General features: G+C 65.4%; 15 protein-coding genes. 11 read left to right on the top strand and 4 right to left on the bottom strand.

All coding sequences use genetic code 11. The annotated features are described in order from the left end of the window. Positions 1-36: 36 nt before the first annotated feature. Complete coding sequence (locus A9O65_RS13205) at positions 37-714, bottom strand: glutathione S-transferase family protein (RefSeq protein ID WP_064698550.1); 678 nt, start codon at positions 712-714, stop codon at positions 37-39. Positions 715-886: 172 nt separating this feature from the next. Between A9O65_RS13205 and A9O65_RS13210 the strand changes: the two genes are divergently transcribed. Genes A9O65_RS13210 through A9O65_RS13225 form a run of 4 tightly spaced genes read left to right on the top strand, consistent with a single transcriptional unit; the run spans position 887 to position 6,239 of the window. Continuing rightward, on the top strand, positions 887-1,258 hold the full coding sequence (locus A9O65_RS13210; RefSeq protein WP_064702330.1) for a response regulator transcription factor: 372 nt from the start codon (positions 887-889) through the stop codon (positions 1,256-1,258). Continuing rightward, entirely contained in the window at positions 1,258-3,300 is a 2,043-nt protein-coding gene (locus A9O65_RS13215; RefSeq protein ID WP_064702331.1) for a 3'-5' exonuclease, read from the top strand. Before A9O65_RS13210 ends, A9O65_RS13215 begins: the two co-directional genes overlap by 1 nt. Next, complete coding sequence (locus A9O65_RS13220) at positions 3,297-3,482, top strand: hypothetical protein (RefSeq protein WP_064702332.1); 186 nt, start codon at positions 3,297-3,299, stop codon at positions 3,480-3,482. The genes A9O65_RS13215 and A9O65_RS13220 overlap by 4 nt, the downstream gene beginning before the upstream one ends. 6 nt (positions 3,483-3,488) lie before the next feature. Next, positions 3,489-6,239, top strand: a complete 2,751-nt coding sequence (locus A9O65_RS13225; protein WP_064702333.1) for a sensor histidine kinase — start codon at positions 3,489-3,491, stop codon at positions 6,237-6,239. A 116-nt stretch (positions 6,240-6,355) separates the two neighbouring features. On the opposite strand, the gene A9O65_RS13230 is transcribed toward A9O65_RS13225, so the two are convergent. Together A9O65_RS13230 and A9O65_RS13235 are read right to left on the bottom strand one after the other, a co-directional pair. After that, on the bottom strand, positions 6,356-6,670 hold the full coding sequence (locus A9O65_RS13230; protein ID WP_064698555.1) for an HlyU family transcriptional regulator: 315 nt from the start codon (positions 6,668-6,670) through the stop codon (positions 6,356-6,358). Positions 6,671-6,691: 21 nt separating this feature from the next. Next, positions 6,692-7,912, bottom strand: a complete 1,221-nt coding sequence (locus A9O65_RS13235; RefSeq protein WP_064698556.1) for an argininosuccinate synthase — start codon at positions 7,910-7,912, stop codon at positions 6,692-6,694. Positions 7,913-8,078: 166 nt separating this feature from the next. Between A9O65_RS13235 and rnt the strand changes: the two genes are divergently transcribed. Beyond that, a complete protein-coding gene (gene rnt / locus A9O65_RS13240; protein WP_064698557.1) occupies positions 8,079-8,744 on the top strand; it encodes a ribonuclease T in 666 nt (221 codons plus the stop codon). A gap of 189 nt (positions 8,745-8,933) precedes the next feature. Here rnt and A9O65_RS13245 read toward each other — a convergent pair whose 3' ends face one another. After that, complete coding sequence (locus A9O65_RS13245; RefSeq protein ID WP_064698558.1) at positions 8,934-9,278, bottom strand: Grx4 family monothiol glutaredoxin; 345 nt, start codon at positions 9,276-9,278, stop codon at positions 8,934-8,936. Positions 9,279-9,433: 155 nt separating this feature from the next. Between A9O65_RS13245 and argF the strand changes: the two genes are divergently transcribed. From argF to A9O65_RS13275, 6 genes are all read left to right on the top strand, one after another. Then, a complete protein-coding gene (argF, locus tag A9O65_RS13250) occupies positions 9,434-10,354 on the top strand; it encodes an ornithine carbamoyltransferase (protein WP_064702334.1) in 921 nt (306 codons plus the stop codon). A gap of 153 nt (positions 10,355-10,507) precedes the next feature. Beyond that, positions 10,508-11,416, top strand: coding sequence for a beta-keto acid cleavage family enzyme (locus tag A9O65_RS13255; RefSeq protein ID WP_064698560.1), 909 nt, complete (start codon positions 10,508-10,510; stop codon positions 11,414-11,416). Beyond that, positions 11,413-12,369: an L-carnitine dehydrogenase gene (locus tag A9O65_RS13260; protein WP_064698561.1), complete on the top strand. Its 957-nt coding sequence runs from the start codon at positions 11,413-11,415 to the stop codon at positions 12,367-12,369. Before A9O65_RS13255 ends, A9O65_RS13260 begins: the two co-directional genes overlap by 4 nt. Continuing rightward, positions 12,369-12,833 (top strand): thioesterase family protein, encoded by a 465-nt coding sequence (locus A9O65_RS13265; protein ID WP_064702335.1) that lies wholly within the window; start codon positions 12,369-12,371, stop codon positions 12,831-12,833. The genes A9O65_RS13260 and A9O65_RS13265 overlap by 1 nt, the downstream gene beginning before the upstream one ends. A 169-nt stretch (positions 12,834-13,002) precedes the next feature. Continuing rightward, positions 13,003-14,604, top strand: a complete 1,602-nt coding sequence (locus A9O65_RS13270) for a BCCT family transporter (protein WP_064702336.1) — start codon at positions 13,003-13,005, stop codon at positions 14,602-14,604. Beyond that, on the top strand, positions 14,604-15,422 hold the full coding sequence (locus tag A9O65_RS13275; protein WP_064702337.1) for an alpha/beta hydrolase fold domain-containing protein: 819 nt from the start codon (positions 14,604-14,606) through the stop codon (positions 15,420-15,422). Before A9O65_RS13270 ends, A9O65_RS13275 begins: the two co-directional genes overlap by 1 nt. Positions 15,423-15,440: the final 18 nt, after the last annotated feature.

Raw genomic sequence — 15,440 nt, forward strand, 5'->3', positions numbered from 1 at the left:
AGACAAGACCAAAGTCGTAGAGCGTGGCGATACCGCTTACACCACCGAGAACTCGCCTCCTCGCTCAACGGCCCGACGATATGCCTCACGTTCCCGGCAGCGCACCAGGAAGTTCGCCAGGTTCGGCAGCTTCGCGAGGCCACCGCGGCTTTCCAGCGCCAGGATCGGAAAGCTCATCTGGATATCGGCCGCCGAAAAATGCTCGCCGGCAAACCAGGGCGACTCGGCCAGGGCATCGTTCCAGAATCCCGCCAGCTCGCGCAGCCGTGGCCCCAGGAAACGCCGCTCGACACCCTTGGCGAACTGTCGCCCCAACGGGCGCATCAAGGCCGGCACCGGCGGTTTGTCCAGCCGCGAGAAGACCAGTCGCATCACCAACGGCGGCATCGCCGAGCCCTCGGCATGATGCAACCAGAAACGATAATCCTCGCGCGCGTCACTGCCGGCCGGCGGAACCAGCTTCCCCGCCTCGTCGAAGCGCTCCACCAGGTACTCGAGAATGGCGCCCGATTCGGCCACCGCCCGACCATCGCGACCTTCGTCGGTGATCACCGGCGCCTTGCCCAGCGGATGCACGTCCTTGAGCGACGCCGGCGCCAGCATCGTCTCGGGATCGCGCCGATAGGTCACGAGCTCATAGTCGACACCGAGTTCCTCGAGACACCAGAGCACTCGCTGTGAACGCGAGTTTTCCAGATGGTGAACATGAATCATGGAATCCCTCCCTGCTCGAATGCAGTCGCCAGTCTAGATGACACCGGCGGTGCCGACGACCCCGTGCCTGCCCCGGACGTGTTGGCCCAAGGTCGTCTTTGCCCCACCTGGCGAGGCCACTAGACTGCCCAGAAAGGCCTCGTCAATCACAATGAAGCAAGAGGAAGTGCGCATGGCCCGTGTGCTGGTGGTCGACGACGAACCCAATATCGTCCTGTCGCTGGAATTTCTGATGGAACAGGCCGGCTTCGAGGTCACCACCGCCGAGGATGGCGAGACCGCGCTGCGTTTCATCGCCGACGACGCGCCCGACCTGGTGTTGCTCGATATCAGCCTGCCCGGCATCGGGGGCTTCGAAGTCCTCGAGCGCCTGCGCGGCGATTCCGCTCACCGACATCTGCCGATCATCATGCTCACCGCTCACGGCCGTGAGGTGGAACGCGAGAAGGGCCTGGCCCTGGGCGCCGATGACTATATCACCAAACCTTTCTCGACCCGGACGCTGGTCGACAAGGTTCGAGCCCTGCTCGACAAGGACGCCTGATGGCCTGGCGCGTATCCGGTCTACCCCGCCGCCAGCGCCTGGTCGGCCTGTGGTTGTTGCTCAGCGGCGCCGGCCTGCTCGGCGGTGCACTCTTCGCCGCCTGGCTGGACAGTCTCTACCAGCCCCATGGCATGGCCCGCCTGGTCCTGTGGCTCGGCTGTTTCTCCGGCGGTGCCACCCTGCTCGCCTCGGGCTTCGTGCTCGAACGCAGGCTGTTCACGCCCTTGCGTCACCTGCAAGGCCAGCTTGCCCGCCTGGCCGCCCATCCCGATGCCCCCGAGGTGTCACCGCCGACAGGCTGGCTGCGCGACCTGGGGGCCGACCTGGCTCGCATCCATTCTGCCTGGCAGGAAGACCGCCGACGGCTGGACGATGCCCGCACCGAAGGGGCGCGGGATGCCACACGGGTCAGCCAGCGGCTCGAAGCCCTGCTGCAGACGCTGGACACTCCCTTGCTGCTCTGCGATCGCCACCACCGCCTGTTGCTCTACAACCAGGCCGCCGAGCGACTCTTCGCCGGTCACCCGGGCCTGGGGCTGGGCAAAGCCCTCGGTGACCTGTTGCCGACGAAGGGCCTCGCCGAGATCATGGCGACATTGTCCGAGCATGGTGGCTGTCGCGAAGTATTGATCCCGCATGACGAGCACTGGCTGCATGTCGATCTGCGGCGGCTCACCAGCGACGAGACCCTGCTGACGCTCACCGACGCCACCACCACCTGGGCGCGCGAATTCGGCCCCCAGGCCGACGTCGATCGCCTTCTGCCGGCGCTGCGCCGCCATGGCGCCGGCCTGATCAGCGCCGCCGATGCCCTCGCACACCTCCCACGCGACGACTCCCCCGAACTACGTCGGCGACTGGAAACCGTCATCGATGAGGAAGGCGACGCACTGGGCGCCAGCCTGGAACGCCTGGGTGAAGCCCATGACGCCCTGCGTCGCCAGGGCGAGCGTCTGGTGCCGCTCTGGTCCAACGACCTCTGGTCGGCCCTGGACGAACGGTTGACCACACCGACCATCACGCCCGTGGGCATGCCGGCCTGGCTCAAGGGCGATGCGCCGGTGCTGCTCGAGGCACTCGCCGGCTTGCTCGAGACGCTCGCCGAACATACGGGCCTTGCCGAATTCGACGGCGAGCTGTGTCTCGGCAACCACCGGGTCTACCTGGACATCTGCTGGCAAGGTGAGACACTGCCCCATCGCCGTCTGGAAGACTGGCGACATCGGCGCCTCGAACGCCTCCCTCATTCCCCCAGTGTCGAGGATGTACTGCGCCAGCATGCCAGTGATGTCTGGAGCCTTTCCGACGGTAACGGGGCAAGGTTGCGCCTGCCCTTGCCGGCGCTGCCCCGGACCGGAGCGCCTCGCCAGGCCATTCCACCGCGCCCGGAATTTCACGATTTCGATATCGCCAACCTGCCGGCCCCGGATATCGAACGCGCCCACCACGCCTTGCATGAACTCGAGATCGTTGCTTTCGACACCGAGACCACCGGCCTGGCCTTGCGCGAGGGAGACCGACTCATCAGTCTCGGCGCCTGCCGTATCGTCAATGGCCGGCTCCTGGCCGACGAGACCTTCGAGCAGCACGTCGATCCCTGCCGGCCGATTCCGCCGGCCAGCACCGCCATCCATGGCCTGAGCGACCGGGATGTCGCGGGAGCGCCGACGGCCGATCAGGTCCTGCCGCGCTTTCGCGACTATATCGGTAACGCTGTTCTGCTGGCCCATAACGCCGCCTTCGACATGCTGGCCATCCAGACCGGCGCCGCCGATTTCGACATGCCGATAATCGATACCCTCCTGCTTTCGCGCGCCCTCGACCCCGGCCTCGACGGCCACGACCTCGATACCCTGGCGGCGCGTTACGGCCTGCGCTTTGCCCCCGGCACCCGCCACACCGCCCTGGGCGATGCCAGGGTAACCGCCCGACTATGGCTGGCCTTGAGGCGTCGACTCGAGGCCCGTGGCATCGAGAGCCTGTCGGATGCGCTGGCCTTCCAGGCGACGGCCCTCGATCGGGAGGATGCCTGCACCCCATGAATGCCCCGCGCCGAAAGGAGCGTCTCGTCGCCCTGATCGCCCTGGCCACGACGCTGTTCACGCCGCCGCTGCTACTGATCGCCGATCGTCTGGAGGGCGGTCTACCGCTCTATCTGTTCCTGGCCTGGGGCATCGTCATCGCCATGATGGCCTGTTTGATGGAAGATCGGCGCGGGGAGTGAAGGTCCATGAGAGACGATGTCGTGGTCCTGGCGATCGCCTTCGGATATCTGGCGCTGCTCTTCGTCATCGCCGCCTGGGGGGATCGACGCGCCGAGCAAGGGCGCTCGGTCATCGGCTCCCCTACCGTCTATGCCTTGTCCATTGCCGTCTACTGTACCGCCTGGACCTTCTACGGCAGCGTCGGCCGAGCCGCCGAAGCCGGGCCGGGCTTTCTGCTGATCTACCTGGGGCCGACGCTGGCGATGTTCATGGGGCCACTGGTGATCCGCAAGATGGTGCGCATCGCCGCCACCCATCGCATCACCTCCATCGCCGACTTCATCAGCGCCCGCTACGGAAAGAGTACCGGCCTCGGTGCGCTGGTCGCTCTGATCGCCCTGATCGGTACCACGCCCTACATCGCCCTGCAGCTCAAGGCCATCACGCTGAGCCATGCGATGCTGGTCGACTACGCACCTGAAGGTTCCATGGCCACCGCCGAGACGAGTTTCTGGGCCGACCGCTCCTTCTGGGTGGCATTGGTGCTGGCCGTATTCATCATTCTCTTCGGGACTCGCCACCTGGACGCCAGCGAACGCCATGAGGGCATGGTCGCCGCCATCGCCTTCGAATCGCTGGTCAAGCTTGCCGCCTTTCTAGCAGTGGGCATCTTCACCGTTTTCGTGCTCTATCAGGGACCGGCCGACCTCTTCAGGCAAGTTGCCGCCACGCCGGCCCTCACCGAAGCCCTGAGTCTGTCGTCGGTTCCTGGCGGTGCGCTCGGCTGGGTGGGCATGCTGGTACTGGCCTTCCTGGCCTTTCTCGGTCTGCCACGTCAGTTCCAGGTGCTGGTGGTGGAGAATGTCGACGAACGGCACATCCAGCGTGCCGCCTGGTTGTTTCCCCTCTACCTGCTGGTCATCAATCTGTTCGTGATCCCCATCGCCATGGCCGGCCTGCTCGGAGGCGCCGGCGAGGATCCGGACAGCTTCGTGCTGACCCTGCCCATGGCGGCGGGCGTCGATGGCCTGCCGGTACTGGTCTTCATCGGCGGCCTCTCGGCGGCCACCGGCATGATGATCGTCGAGACCATTGCCTTGTCGACCATGGTCAGCAACCAACTGGTCATGCCCTTGCTGCTGCGTTCACGGCGCCTGCACCGCAGCCACTCGGGGTCCCTGGCCAACCGCGTGCTGGGCATTCGCCGCATTGCCATCCTCGGCATCCTACTGCTCGGCTACAGCTACCACGCCTTGATCGGCGATGCCTACAGCCTGGTCACCATCGGCCTAGTGTCCTTCGCCGCGGTCGCGCAGTTCACGCCCGCCCTGCTGATCGGTCTCTACTGGCGCGGCGCCAATCGACTCGGCGCGGGACTCGGCATGTCCGCCGGCATCCTGGTCTGGGCCTGGACCCTGCTGATCCCTGGCTTCGCCCAATCGGGCTGGCTGAATGCCGACTTTCTGGCCCAGGGCCCCTTCGGCATCGCCTGGTTGCGCCCTTATGCGCTATTCGGACTGGAAGGCTGGGACATCTACACCCATTCCCTGCTCTGGAGTCTTCTCGCCAACATCGGCCTGCTGGTCGGGGTCTCGCTGTTCAGCCGCGCCTCGCCGCTGGAACAGGCCCAGGCCGCCTTGTTCACCGAAGCGCTTCATCCACGGCTCGACCAGAGCTCGCTATGGCGCGGACATACCCTGCGAGGTGAGCTGCGCGCCTTGCTCGACCGCTACCTCGGCACCACTGCGGCCCAGCGCGTCTTCGCCGACCATGCGCCCGACGATGACGACCAGTCGGCCTCCACAGCCCTGGTCGCCCGGGCCGAACAGGCCCTGGCCGGCGCCCTGGGCAACGCCTCGGCCCGAGTGCTGATCGATTCGGTGGTTCGCGGCGAGGCACTGGATCTGGACTCGATCCTGCGCATCCTCGATACCACCTCCGAAACCCTGGAGATGAACCGCCGTCTCGAGCAGAAATCCCGGGAGCTTGCCCGCATCGGGCAGGAGCTGCGCGAGGCGAATGCCCGCCTGCGTGAGCTCGACCGCCTCAAGGACGAGTTCGTGGCCATGGTCAGTCATGAGCTGCGCACGCCCCTGACCTCGATCCGCGCCTTCGCCGAGATACTCCGCGACAATCACGAACTTCCCCAGCAGCGTCGCGAACATTTCCTGGATGTCGTGGTAAGGGAAAGCCAGCGACTGTCACGCCTGATCGAGGAGATCCTCGACCTGGCTCGCCTGGAAAGCGGCCGCCTACCCCTGGAGCCGCAGCGGCTGGATCTGGTGACCCTGACCCGCCAGGCCATGGAGGCGATACACCGCCCTCTGGAGAAACGCGGCATCGCGCTGACGTCCTGTTTCGAGGTCGACAGCGCCGAGGTGATCGGCGACCCGGATCGCCTGGAACAGGTGATCATCAACCTGATCGACAATGCCGGCAAGTTCGCCGATCCCCACGCTCCCCGGGTCTCGCTGCACCTGGCACAACACCGGCAGGGCTTCCGTCTCGCTGTCTCCGACAACGGCACGGGTATCGACGAAGCCGAGCGCGAACGGGTCTTCGAGAAATTCCACCAGCTTCCCCATGCCGACACCACGCGAAGCAGGCCGCGCGGCAGCGGACTTGGCCTGCCCATAAGCCGCGGGATCGTCGCCCATCTGGGCGGTCGGCTATGGATCGAGGACGCTTCCGACCTCAGTGGTGCTTGCCTGGTGATGGAACTGCCGGAGGCACCGCACGAGGTCGACGATCTGTCTGGCAGCAACGCCGATGACTAGTCATGTCGAGGGCTAGGCGTGTCGATGCCTCGCCCGACGGACATCATGACGGGCAGGAACGAAAAACGGCGCCACCAGGGCGCCGTTTCTCATCGCAGGACAATGCGAGCGTCAAGCTAGCGCGCGTCATCGAACAGGGCATCACCCAGCTCGTCGATCAAGCGCTCGGCCTTGCTGATCATCAAGGCATCGCAGGCTTCCCGACCGGGGACCACATCGGAGCGCTCGAAACGCTGCTCGCGTGGCTCGCCGCCCTCCGAGGCCGGCTTGCGAATCCAGCCGCTGACGCGGAACTGCCCGCCCACATCCTCGGGCTGGGACACGATCACATAGCCCTTGTACTCCACCGGCTCGCCCTCGACGGACGTCGATCCGGTGCGGGACTCCCTCGCTCCCCCGCCGAACAGGCCGGATAACAGTTTCTTCAGCATGACGCTCTCCCTCGACGTCGCTCAGTCCTGCTGTCGGCCCTTGCCCGCCGCAATCCGCAGCCGCAACGCATTGAGCTTGATGAAACCTTCGGCATCCTTCTGATCGTAGGCGCCGGCATCGTCCTCGAAGGTCGCGATGGACTCGTCGAACAACGAGGCATCGGAACGGCGGCCGGCCACAGTGGCATTGCCCTTGTAGAGCTTCATGCGCACCACGCCGGAGACGTGCTTCTGAGTCTCGTCGATGGCGGCCTGCAGGGCACGACGCTCCGGGCTCCACCAGTAACCGTTGTAGATCACCTCGGCGTACTTGGGCATCAGCTCGTCCTTGAGATGAGCCTCTTCGCGGTCGAGGGTGAGCGACTCGATGGCACGGTGGGCCCGCAGCATGATGGTGCCCCCGGGGGTCTCGTAGCAGCCGCGCGATTTCATGCCCACATAACGGTTCTCGACGATGTCGAGACGGCCGATGCCGTTGTCGCCACCCAGCTGGTTGAGCTTCGACAGCACCTCATGGGGCCGCATCGGCTCGCCGTCGATGGCCACGATGTCGCCCCGCTCGAAGGTCAGCTCCACATAGGTGGGCTTGTCCGGAGCGGCTTCCGGCGACACGCTCCAGCGCCACATGTCCTCCTCGGCCTCGACCCAAGGATCCTCGAGGTTGCCGCCCTCATAGGAAATGTGCAGCAGGTTGGCATCCATGGAGTACGGCGACTTCTTTTTCTGGCTGGAGAAGTCCACCGGGATATCATGCTGCTGGCAGTAGGCCATCAGCTTCTCGCGGGAATTGAGGTCCCACTCGCGCCACGGCGCGATCACCTTGACGCCGGGCTTGAGCGCATAGGCGCCCAGCTCGAAGCGCACCTGGTCGTTGCCTTTGCCGGTGGCCCCGTGGGAGATGGCATCGGCGCCGGTCTGATTGGCGATCTCGACCAGTCGCTTGGTGATCAGAGGGCGCGCGATGGAGGTACCCAACAGGTACTCGCCCTCATAGATGGTGTTGGCACGGAACATCGGATAGACATAGTCGCGCACGAACTCTTCGCGCAGATCCTCGATGTAGATCTCCTCGACGCCCAGCGCCTGGGCCTTGGCACGCGCGGGCTCGACTTCCTCGCCCTGGCCGATGTCGGCAGTGAAGGTCACCACCTCGCAGTCGTAGGTCTCTTGCAACCACTTGACGATGACGGATGTGTCCAGGCCGCCGGAATAGGCGAGCACGACCTTCTTGACATCGGACATGCTGAGAGCTCCTCTAGGTGAACGGTGAGCGTCGTGAAAGCCCGATTATAGCGCGCCATGCCGAGCGCGAATACCGGCGACGGGACGAGTCGGTCCCGAAATGCTAGACTCTCGCGTTTCGGGACTTTCGTGCCCAGCTTTTCGTGCCCAGGACAAGGAGAGGCGCATGACCGAGGCGGTCACCCGCGAACTCATGGCGCAGCGCTTTCGCAGCTTCCTGCCCGTGGTGGTGGACCTGGAAACCGGGGGTTTCAACGCACAGGGCGACGCGATACTCGAGATCGCCGCGGTCACCCTGACCATGGATCCCGAAGGCAACCTGATGCCTGACGCCACCTATGCTTACCATGTCACCCCCTTCGAGGGCGCCAACGTGGAGCAATCGGCGCTGGACTTCACCGGTATCCGCCTCGACGACCCGTTGCGTCGACAAGTCGCTGTCAGCGAGGCCGAGGCGCTGGGAGAAATCTTCCGGCCGGTCCGCAAGGCCATCAAGGCCCATGGATGCACTCGTGCCATCCTGGTCGGCCATAATGCGGCCTTCGACCACGGCTTCCTCAACGCCGCCGTGGAGCGTTGCGCCATCAAGCGCAACCCCTTCCATCCCTTCTCGAGCTTCGATACGGCCTCGCTGGCCGGCATGGTATACGGCCAGACCGTGCTTGCCCGTGCCTGCCGTGCCGCCGGCATCGAATTCGACAACAGCGCCGCCCACTCGGCCCGCTACGATACCGAGCGCACCGCCGAACTCTTCTGCGCCATGATCAATCGCTACAAGGACCTCGGTGGCTGGCGACTGGCGCAACGCGAACAAGGGGTCGAGGAGCCATAGGCCATCACCTTGAAGTTTGAAGAACGCCGCTTCGCGGCTGGAAGAGGAAAGCAGGAAAGAAAGAAGTAAAAAAAGAAAAGAAGTAGAGAAGCGGGAAGAAAACACCCCTGCAGCCATGCTACAGGGGTGTTCCTCTTCCGGCTTCGAGCTTACGCCCACGGGGCGGGCGATCTTCCGGACGCAGGCCGCTCAGCCTTCCGGCTGATCGTCCTGATGCTTGGCGGCGGTTTCCTTGATCAGCGTCTCCAGCTCGCCGTTCTGGTACATCTCCACGACGATGTCACAGCCGCCGACCAGCTCGCCTTCCACCCACAGTTGCGGGAACGTCGGCCAATTGGCGACCTTGGGCAACTCGGCACGAATATCCGGGTTGTCCAGCACATTGACGAAGGCGAAGCGCTCGCCGCAGGCCATCAGCGCCTGGACGGTCTGGGCGGAGAAACCGCACTGCGGTAGCTGGGGCGTGCCCTTCATGTAGATCAGGATCGGGTTCTCGCTGATCTGCCGCTGAATGTTCTCGACGGTGGTACTCATTGTGCTTTCCCTCTGAATCGCGTGTTGACCATCGCATCAGGCAATACCCGAGCACGCTGGTCGGCCTTATGATGAAGCCATTCTACTGATGCACGGCGCATTGCGCATCCCCCCGGGGGTGGCTAGGATGGTCGTTTTTTCCGTGGAGCGATGCCATGGCTACCCGCCATTTTCTGACCCTGCTCGACCTGAGTCCGGAGGAATCTCGTTACCTGATCCAGCGCGCCATTTCGATCAAGAACGGTCTGATGACCCAAGGCCCGACCTATACGCCGTTCGCCAATCGCACACTGGCCATGATCTTCGAGAAATCCTCGACCCGCACCCGGGTCTCCTTCGAGACGGCCATGGCACAGTTCGGGGGCCACGCGCTCTTCCTCTCCCCGCGTGACACCCAACTGGGCCGCGGCGAGCCCATCGGCGACACCGCCCGGGTACTCGCCGAAATGGTCGACATCGTGATGATTCGTACCTTTTCCCACCAGGGACTCGAGGAGTACGCCTCGGCAAGCAGGGTGCCGGTCATCAATGCCCTCACCGACGACTACCATCCCTGCCAACTGCTCGCCGACGTCATGACCTGGACCGAGCTGCGCGGCACTATCCGGGGCCGCACCGCCGTCTGGATCGGTGATGGCAACAACATGTGCCACTCCTGGATCAACGCCGCCCGCCAGTTCGACTTCCAACTACGCGTGGTCTGCCCCGAGGGCTACGAGCCCCGCCAGGACATCCTCGATGCCGCCGGCGACCGCGTGACCATCCATCGCGATCCCCAGACCGCCGTCGACGGCGCCGACCTGGTGACCACCGACGTCTGGGCCTCCATGGGCCAGGAAGAGGAACAGACCAAGCGCGAGTCCGACTTCGCCGGCTTCCAGGTCACCGAGTCCTTGCTCGATCGCGCCGCCGACGATGTGCTCTTCCTGCACTGCCTGCCGGCCCACCGCGGCGAGGAAATCAGCGAAACCCTGCTCGACGATCCTCGCGCCGTGGTCTGGCAGGAAGCCGGCAACCGCCTGCATGCCCAGAAGGCATTGATCGAGTTCTTGTTGCTGGGACGCGTCGAGGCCTGACCCGCATTGCCCCGGCACCTCGCCGGGGCAGCATACGTTCGTCGCCCACACGCCGTAGATTGGCGCATCATATCAAGTCGATGTCGTCTTGTGCTTATTCGACATCGTCATCTTCACGGACACTCCTCTCAGACTCACACAGGAGGTCCGACCATGAACCGCAACGTCATCCTGACCTGCGCCGTCACCGGCGCCGGCGACACCACCGGCAAGAACCCCAACGTGCCGGTGACTCCCAGGCAGATCGCTGACAACTGCATCGAAGCCGCACGCGCCGGTGCCAGCGTGGCTCACATCCATGTGCGCGATCCCGAGACCGGCGGCATCAGCCACTCCCTGGATCACTTCCGCGAAGTGATGGAGCGCGTCCGCGAATCCGACACCGATATCGTCATGAACATCACCGCCGGTGGTGGCGGCGACTGGATTCCCGATGCCACGGACCCGACCCGCGGCGGCCCGGGCACCGACATCCAGACCCCAGCCCAGCGTCACGAGCCGGTGGGTGAACTGCTGCCGGAACTCTGCACCCTGGACTGCGGCAGCCTGAACTTCGGCGACATGGTCTACATCAACACTGCCGACTGGCTGCGCGAACACGCCCGGTTGGTGCAGGCCGCCGGCGTCAAGCCCGAGCTCGAGTGCTTCGATCTCGGCCATGTGTGGTTCGCCCGCCAGCTTCAGCGGGAGGGGCTGATCGACGGCAACCCCTTGTATCAACTCTGCCTGGGCATCCCCTGGGGCGCCGAGGCCGATACCGAAACCATGCTGACCATGCGCAACAAGCTGCCGGAAAACGCCGACTGGGCGGCTTTCGGCATCGGCCGCCATCAGATGCCGATGGTCGCCCAGGCCGCGCTGCTCGGCGGTCATGCTCGGGTCGGCCTGGAAGACAACCTCATGCTGGAGAAAGGCGTACTGGCCACCAACGGCCAGCTCGTCGAAAAGGCCACCGGCATCATCGAACATCTCGGCGGCCGCGTCATGACACCGGCCGAGACCCGCTCGCATCTCAAGCTGCGCGATCCGGTAACCGGTCGCATCGCCGGAGGTGACGCATGAGCCGCCAACTGTCCGTCATCGGTACCGGCGTCATCGGCAACGGCTGGATCGCCCGGGCGCTGGCCCAGGGCTGGGACGTGGTGGCCTTCGACCCAGCACCCGAAGCCGCCGAACGCACCCGCGACTTCGTCGCCAATGCCTGGCCCTCGCTCGAGGCGCTCGGCCTGGCCGAGGGAGCGGCCCCCACCCGCCTGACCTTCGTCGACAGCCTCGAGGAAGCGGTGGCCGGCGCCGACCTGGTCCAGGAGAACGTGCCGGAACGCCTCGAGCTCAAGTGCGAGATTCTCGCCGCCATCGACGCTGCAGCGGCACCCGGCGTGATCGTCGGCTCCTCCACGTCCGGCTTCAAGCCCAGCGACCTGCAGCGCGACTGCGCCTGGGTGCCGGGCCGGGTGATCGTCGCTCACCCCTTCAACCCGGTCTACCTGCTGCCGCTGGTAGAGCTGGTTGGCGGCGAGGCCACCGAACCCCATCAGATCGAGCTGGCCCAGGCGCTCTATCAGGAACTGGCCATGCGCCCGCTGGTGGTGCGTCGCGAGATCGAGGGCCACATCGCCGACCGTCTGATGGAGGCGCTGTGGCGCGAAGCCCTGCACCTGGTCAACGACGGCGTGGCGACCACCGAGGAAGTCGATGCCGCCGTGGTCTACGGCTGCGGCCTGCGATGGGCGCTGATGGGCACCTTCCTGACCTTCCACCTGGCCGGTGGCGATCAGGGCATGCGTCATATGCTCGAGCAATTCGGTCCGGCACTGAAGCTGCCCTGGACCAAGCTGGAAGCCCCGGAGCTCACCGAGGAGCTGATCGACAAGGTCGTCGAGGGCTGCGAGTACCAGGCCGCGGGCCGCCCGGTGGCCGAACTCGATCGCCGCCGCGACGACTTCCTCGTCGAGGTGCTCGGCCTGGTGAAGAAGTACTGGCCCGAGGCGGAAGGCCTCGAAGGACGAATCTGATGGCGCTGCTCGAAACCCGCGTGGCCCCGGAATGGGTCGACTACAACGGCCACATGAACGATGCCGAGTACGCCCGAGCGTTTTCCCTGGCGGTGGAGGAACTGATGCACCGTCTCGGCCTCGACGAGAACGGCCGTCGCCACCATGGGTACACCCTCTACACCCTGGAAACCCATCTCTGCTATCGCCGCGAGGCCCATGAGGGCCAGATACTGCATCTCGAGGCAGCGCTGCTCGAGCGTGATGCCAAGCGCCTGCATGTCTTCTTCGAGATGCGGGACAACGAGGGCAACCTGCTGGCCACCAGCGAGCAGATGCTGATGGGTATCGACAGCCAGGCCGGCCGGCCAGCGCCCTTCCCCAGCGAAGTGAATGAAGCCGTCGCGGCACTGCCCCGAGTCGAGCCCGATGCCTGGCCGGAACTTGCCGGACGGCGCATCGGCCTGCCTCCGGCCAAGCGCTGAACGGCACCATCGACGAGATGCCGCCCGGTCATGAGCGGGCGGCAACGGGATCACCGGCCCGAGGTCCGGATCAAAGAGGATTTCGCTTATCGCTACTTCAACCCCTCCCACTCCGCCCGAGGCACCGCAGGGCGACACTGCCTCGAACCGCGCGACATCGACGGACTACATGGTGACCGAACTGTCCCAGCGGGGGTTCTTCCAGGGTATGCACAAGGGCATGACCCTGGCCTCCGCCGGTCTGGTGCTGGCCTTCGTGCTGTTCACCGGGCTCGGCTCCGACATGGCCGGCAGCGTCTTCGGCACGGCGCGCACCTGGATCGAAGGCACCTTCAGCGGCTACTACCTGATGACCGTCATGCTGCTGATGGCCGTCTGTGCCTTCATCGTGGTCAGCCGCTACGGCAGCATCCGCCTGGGCAACGACGATAGCCGCCCCGAATTCAGCAATTTCGCCTGGTTCTCGATGCTGTTCTCTGCCGGCATCGGCATCGGCATCCTCTTCTTCGGCGTCGCCGAACCGGTCTTCTACCTGGATGACAGCGGCGCCTTCGGTTACCCCAACAATCCCCACGCCGACATGGCCGGTGCCACCGCCATCGGCTACGAACGCGCCATCGACGCCCTGCGCGTCTCGGTCTTCCACTGGGGTCTGCACGGCTGGGCCATCTACGTCATCGTCGGGATGTCGCTGGCCTACTTCGCCTATCGGCGGGGCCTACCCCTCGCCTTGAGATCGGCCCTGTATCCCTTTATCGGCGACCGCATCTATGGACCCATCGGCCATCTGGTCGACATCCTCGGCGTACTGGGCTGCGTGTTCGGCGTCGCCACCTCGCTGGGGCTCGGCGTGAGCCAGATGGCCGTCGGCCTGCAGCGCCTGGTCGGCATCAGTGACGGCCTCGGCACTCAACTCATTCTGATCGCCGTGATCTCGGCCGTCTCTATCCTCTCGGTGGTATCCGGCGTGCAGAAGGGCATTAGGATCATTTCCGAACTCAACATCTGGGTCTCGGTTCTCGTGGTCGGCGCCTTCCTGCTCGGCGGTCCCACTCTATGGCTGATCCAGGCCTTCGGCGCGACTCTGCTCGACTACGCCGCCAACTTCATTCCCATGGGCCTGTGGTATGCCGACGAGCCGGCGTCCGCCGACTGGCAGCAGGCCTGGACCATCTTCTACTGGGGCTGGTGGCTGGCCTGGGCGCCCTTCGTCGGGTTGTTCATCGCGCGCATTTCTCGCGGACGCACTCTGCGCGAGTTCGTGCTCGGCGTGCTGCTGGTACCGACTCTGATCATCTTCGTCTGGCTGGTGATCTTCGGCGGCAATGCGCTCTATCAGGAGCTCCACGCCACGAGTGGTCCCGGCAATGCCGGCATCATCGAGCTGGTCAATGCCTGGAATCTGCCAGCCGCGCTGTTCGCCAGCGCCGACGGCATCGCCGGCACCGGCACGCTGGGCTGGACACTCTCGGCACTGATGGTGTTTCTGCTGATGAGCTGGTTCGTCACCTCGTCGGATTCCGGCACCCTGGTACTGACCACCATCCTGTCGCTCGGCAACGACGATCCGCCCCAACGTTTCCGGGTCTTCTGGGGCGTGGTGATCGGCCTGGTCGCCGCCGTACTGCTGGTGGCAGGCGGACTCAAGGCACTGCAGACCGCCTTGATTGCCGCTGCCCTGCCGTTGAGCGCGGTCATCCTAGTCATGACCGCCGGCGTGCTGGTCTCGTTGCTGCAGGAATCGCGCCGCGCGCGTCGCGCCGCCCAGTGATGCGCCACGAGACCTTTCAGCGACGCTTCGCGCACGCACTCGATGCTATCGCCGGGTTGCCCGTGGAGGCGGCTCGGCAGCGTTACGATGCGCTCTGTTCGGGCTTCGCGCCTGCCGATCCCGCCGGCATGACGGTGCTCGACGAACGCATCGCCGGCGTCAGCGTGCGTCGCTTCCAGCCGGCCAAGTTCAAGGCTGGCCCGATCCTCTATGCGCATGGCGGTGGATGGTATCTCGGCTCACCGCGCAGCCATCACGGCATCACGGCCGATCTCGCCGAGCGGCTGGGCCGCGAAGTGATCAGCGTCGACTATCGGCTGGCCCCGGAGGCCAGCTACGCCGAGGCTCTCGACGACTGTCGTCGAGTGGCCGAGGCCTGCGCCCCCGTGGCCATGGCCGGTGACAGCGCCGGCGGGCGGCTGGTCCTGGATGTCGCCCGGCAATCGCCGTGGCGCGGCCTACTGGGCCTGATCTACCCACCGGTGGGCCGCCTGTCCCCGACAACCCTGGGGCCGGACGCGCCGCTGCTCTCGCGGGACGATATCCTGACCTTGTGGCACGCCATCGCCAGGGATGTCCCGATGTCCGACGATGCCTCGCCACCGGCATGCTGTATCGAGATACTGTCGGTGGAGCGCGACCCCCTCACCCGTCCGCTCGAGATGGCAGTCGACGCCTGGCGCCACGCCGGTGCCGATATCGGCTATCGCCGAGCCCCAGGCATGCTGCACGGCGCCCTGCACGCCCATGCCAGGCTCGATGCCATGCAGACGGCTTGGCATGACGTCTGTCATGCCTTGGCAAACCGGTTGGCATGAGACCGTCGCTCGCCGCTT

The sequence above is a fragment of the Halomonas caseinilytica genome (assembly GCF_001662305.1).
Taxonomy (GTDB): Bacteria; Pseudomonadota; Gammaproteobacteria; order Pseudomonadales; family Halomonadaceae; genus Halomonas; species Halomonas caseinilytica.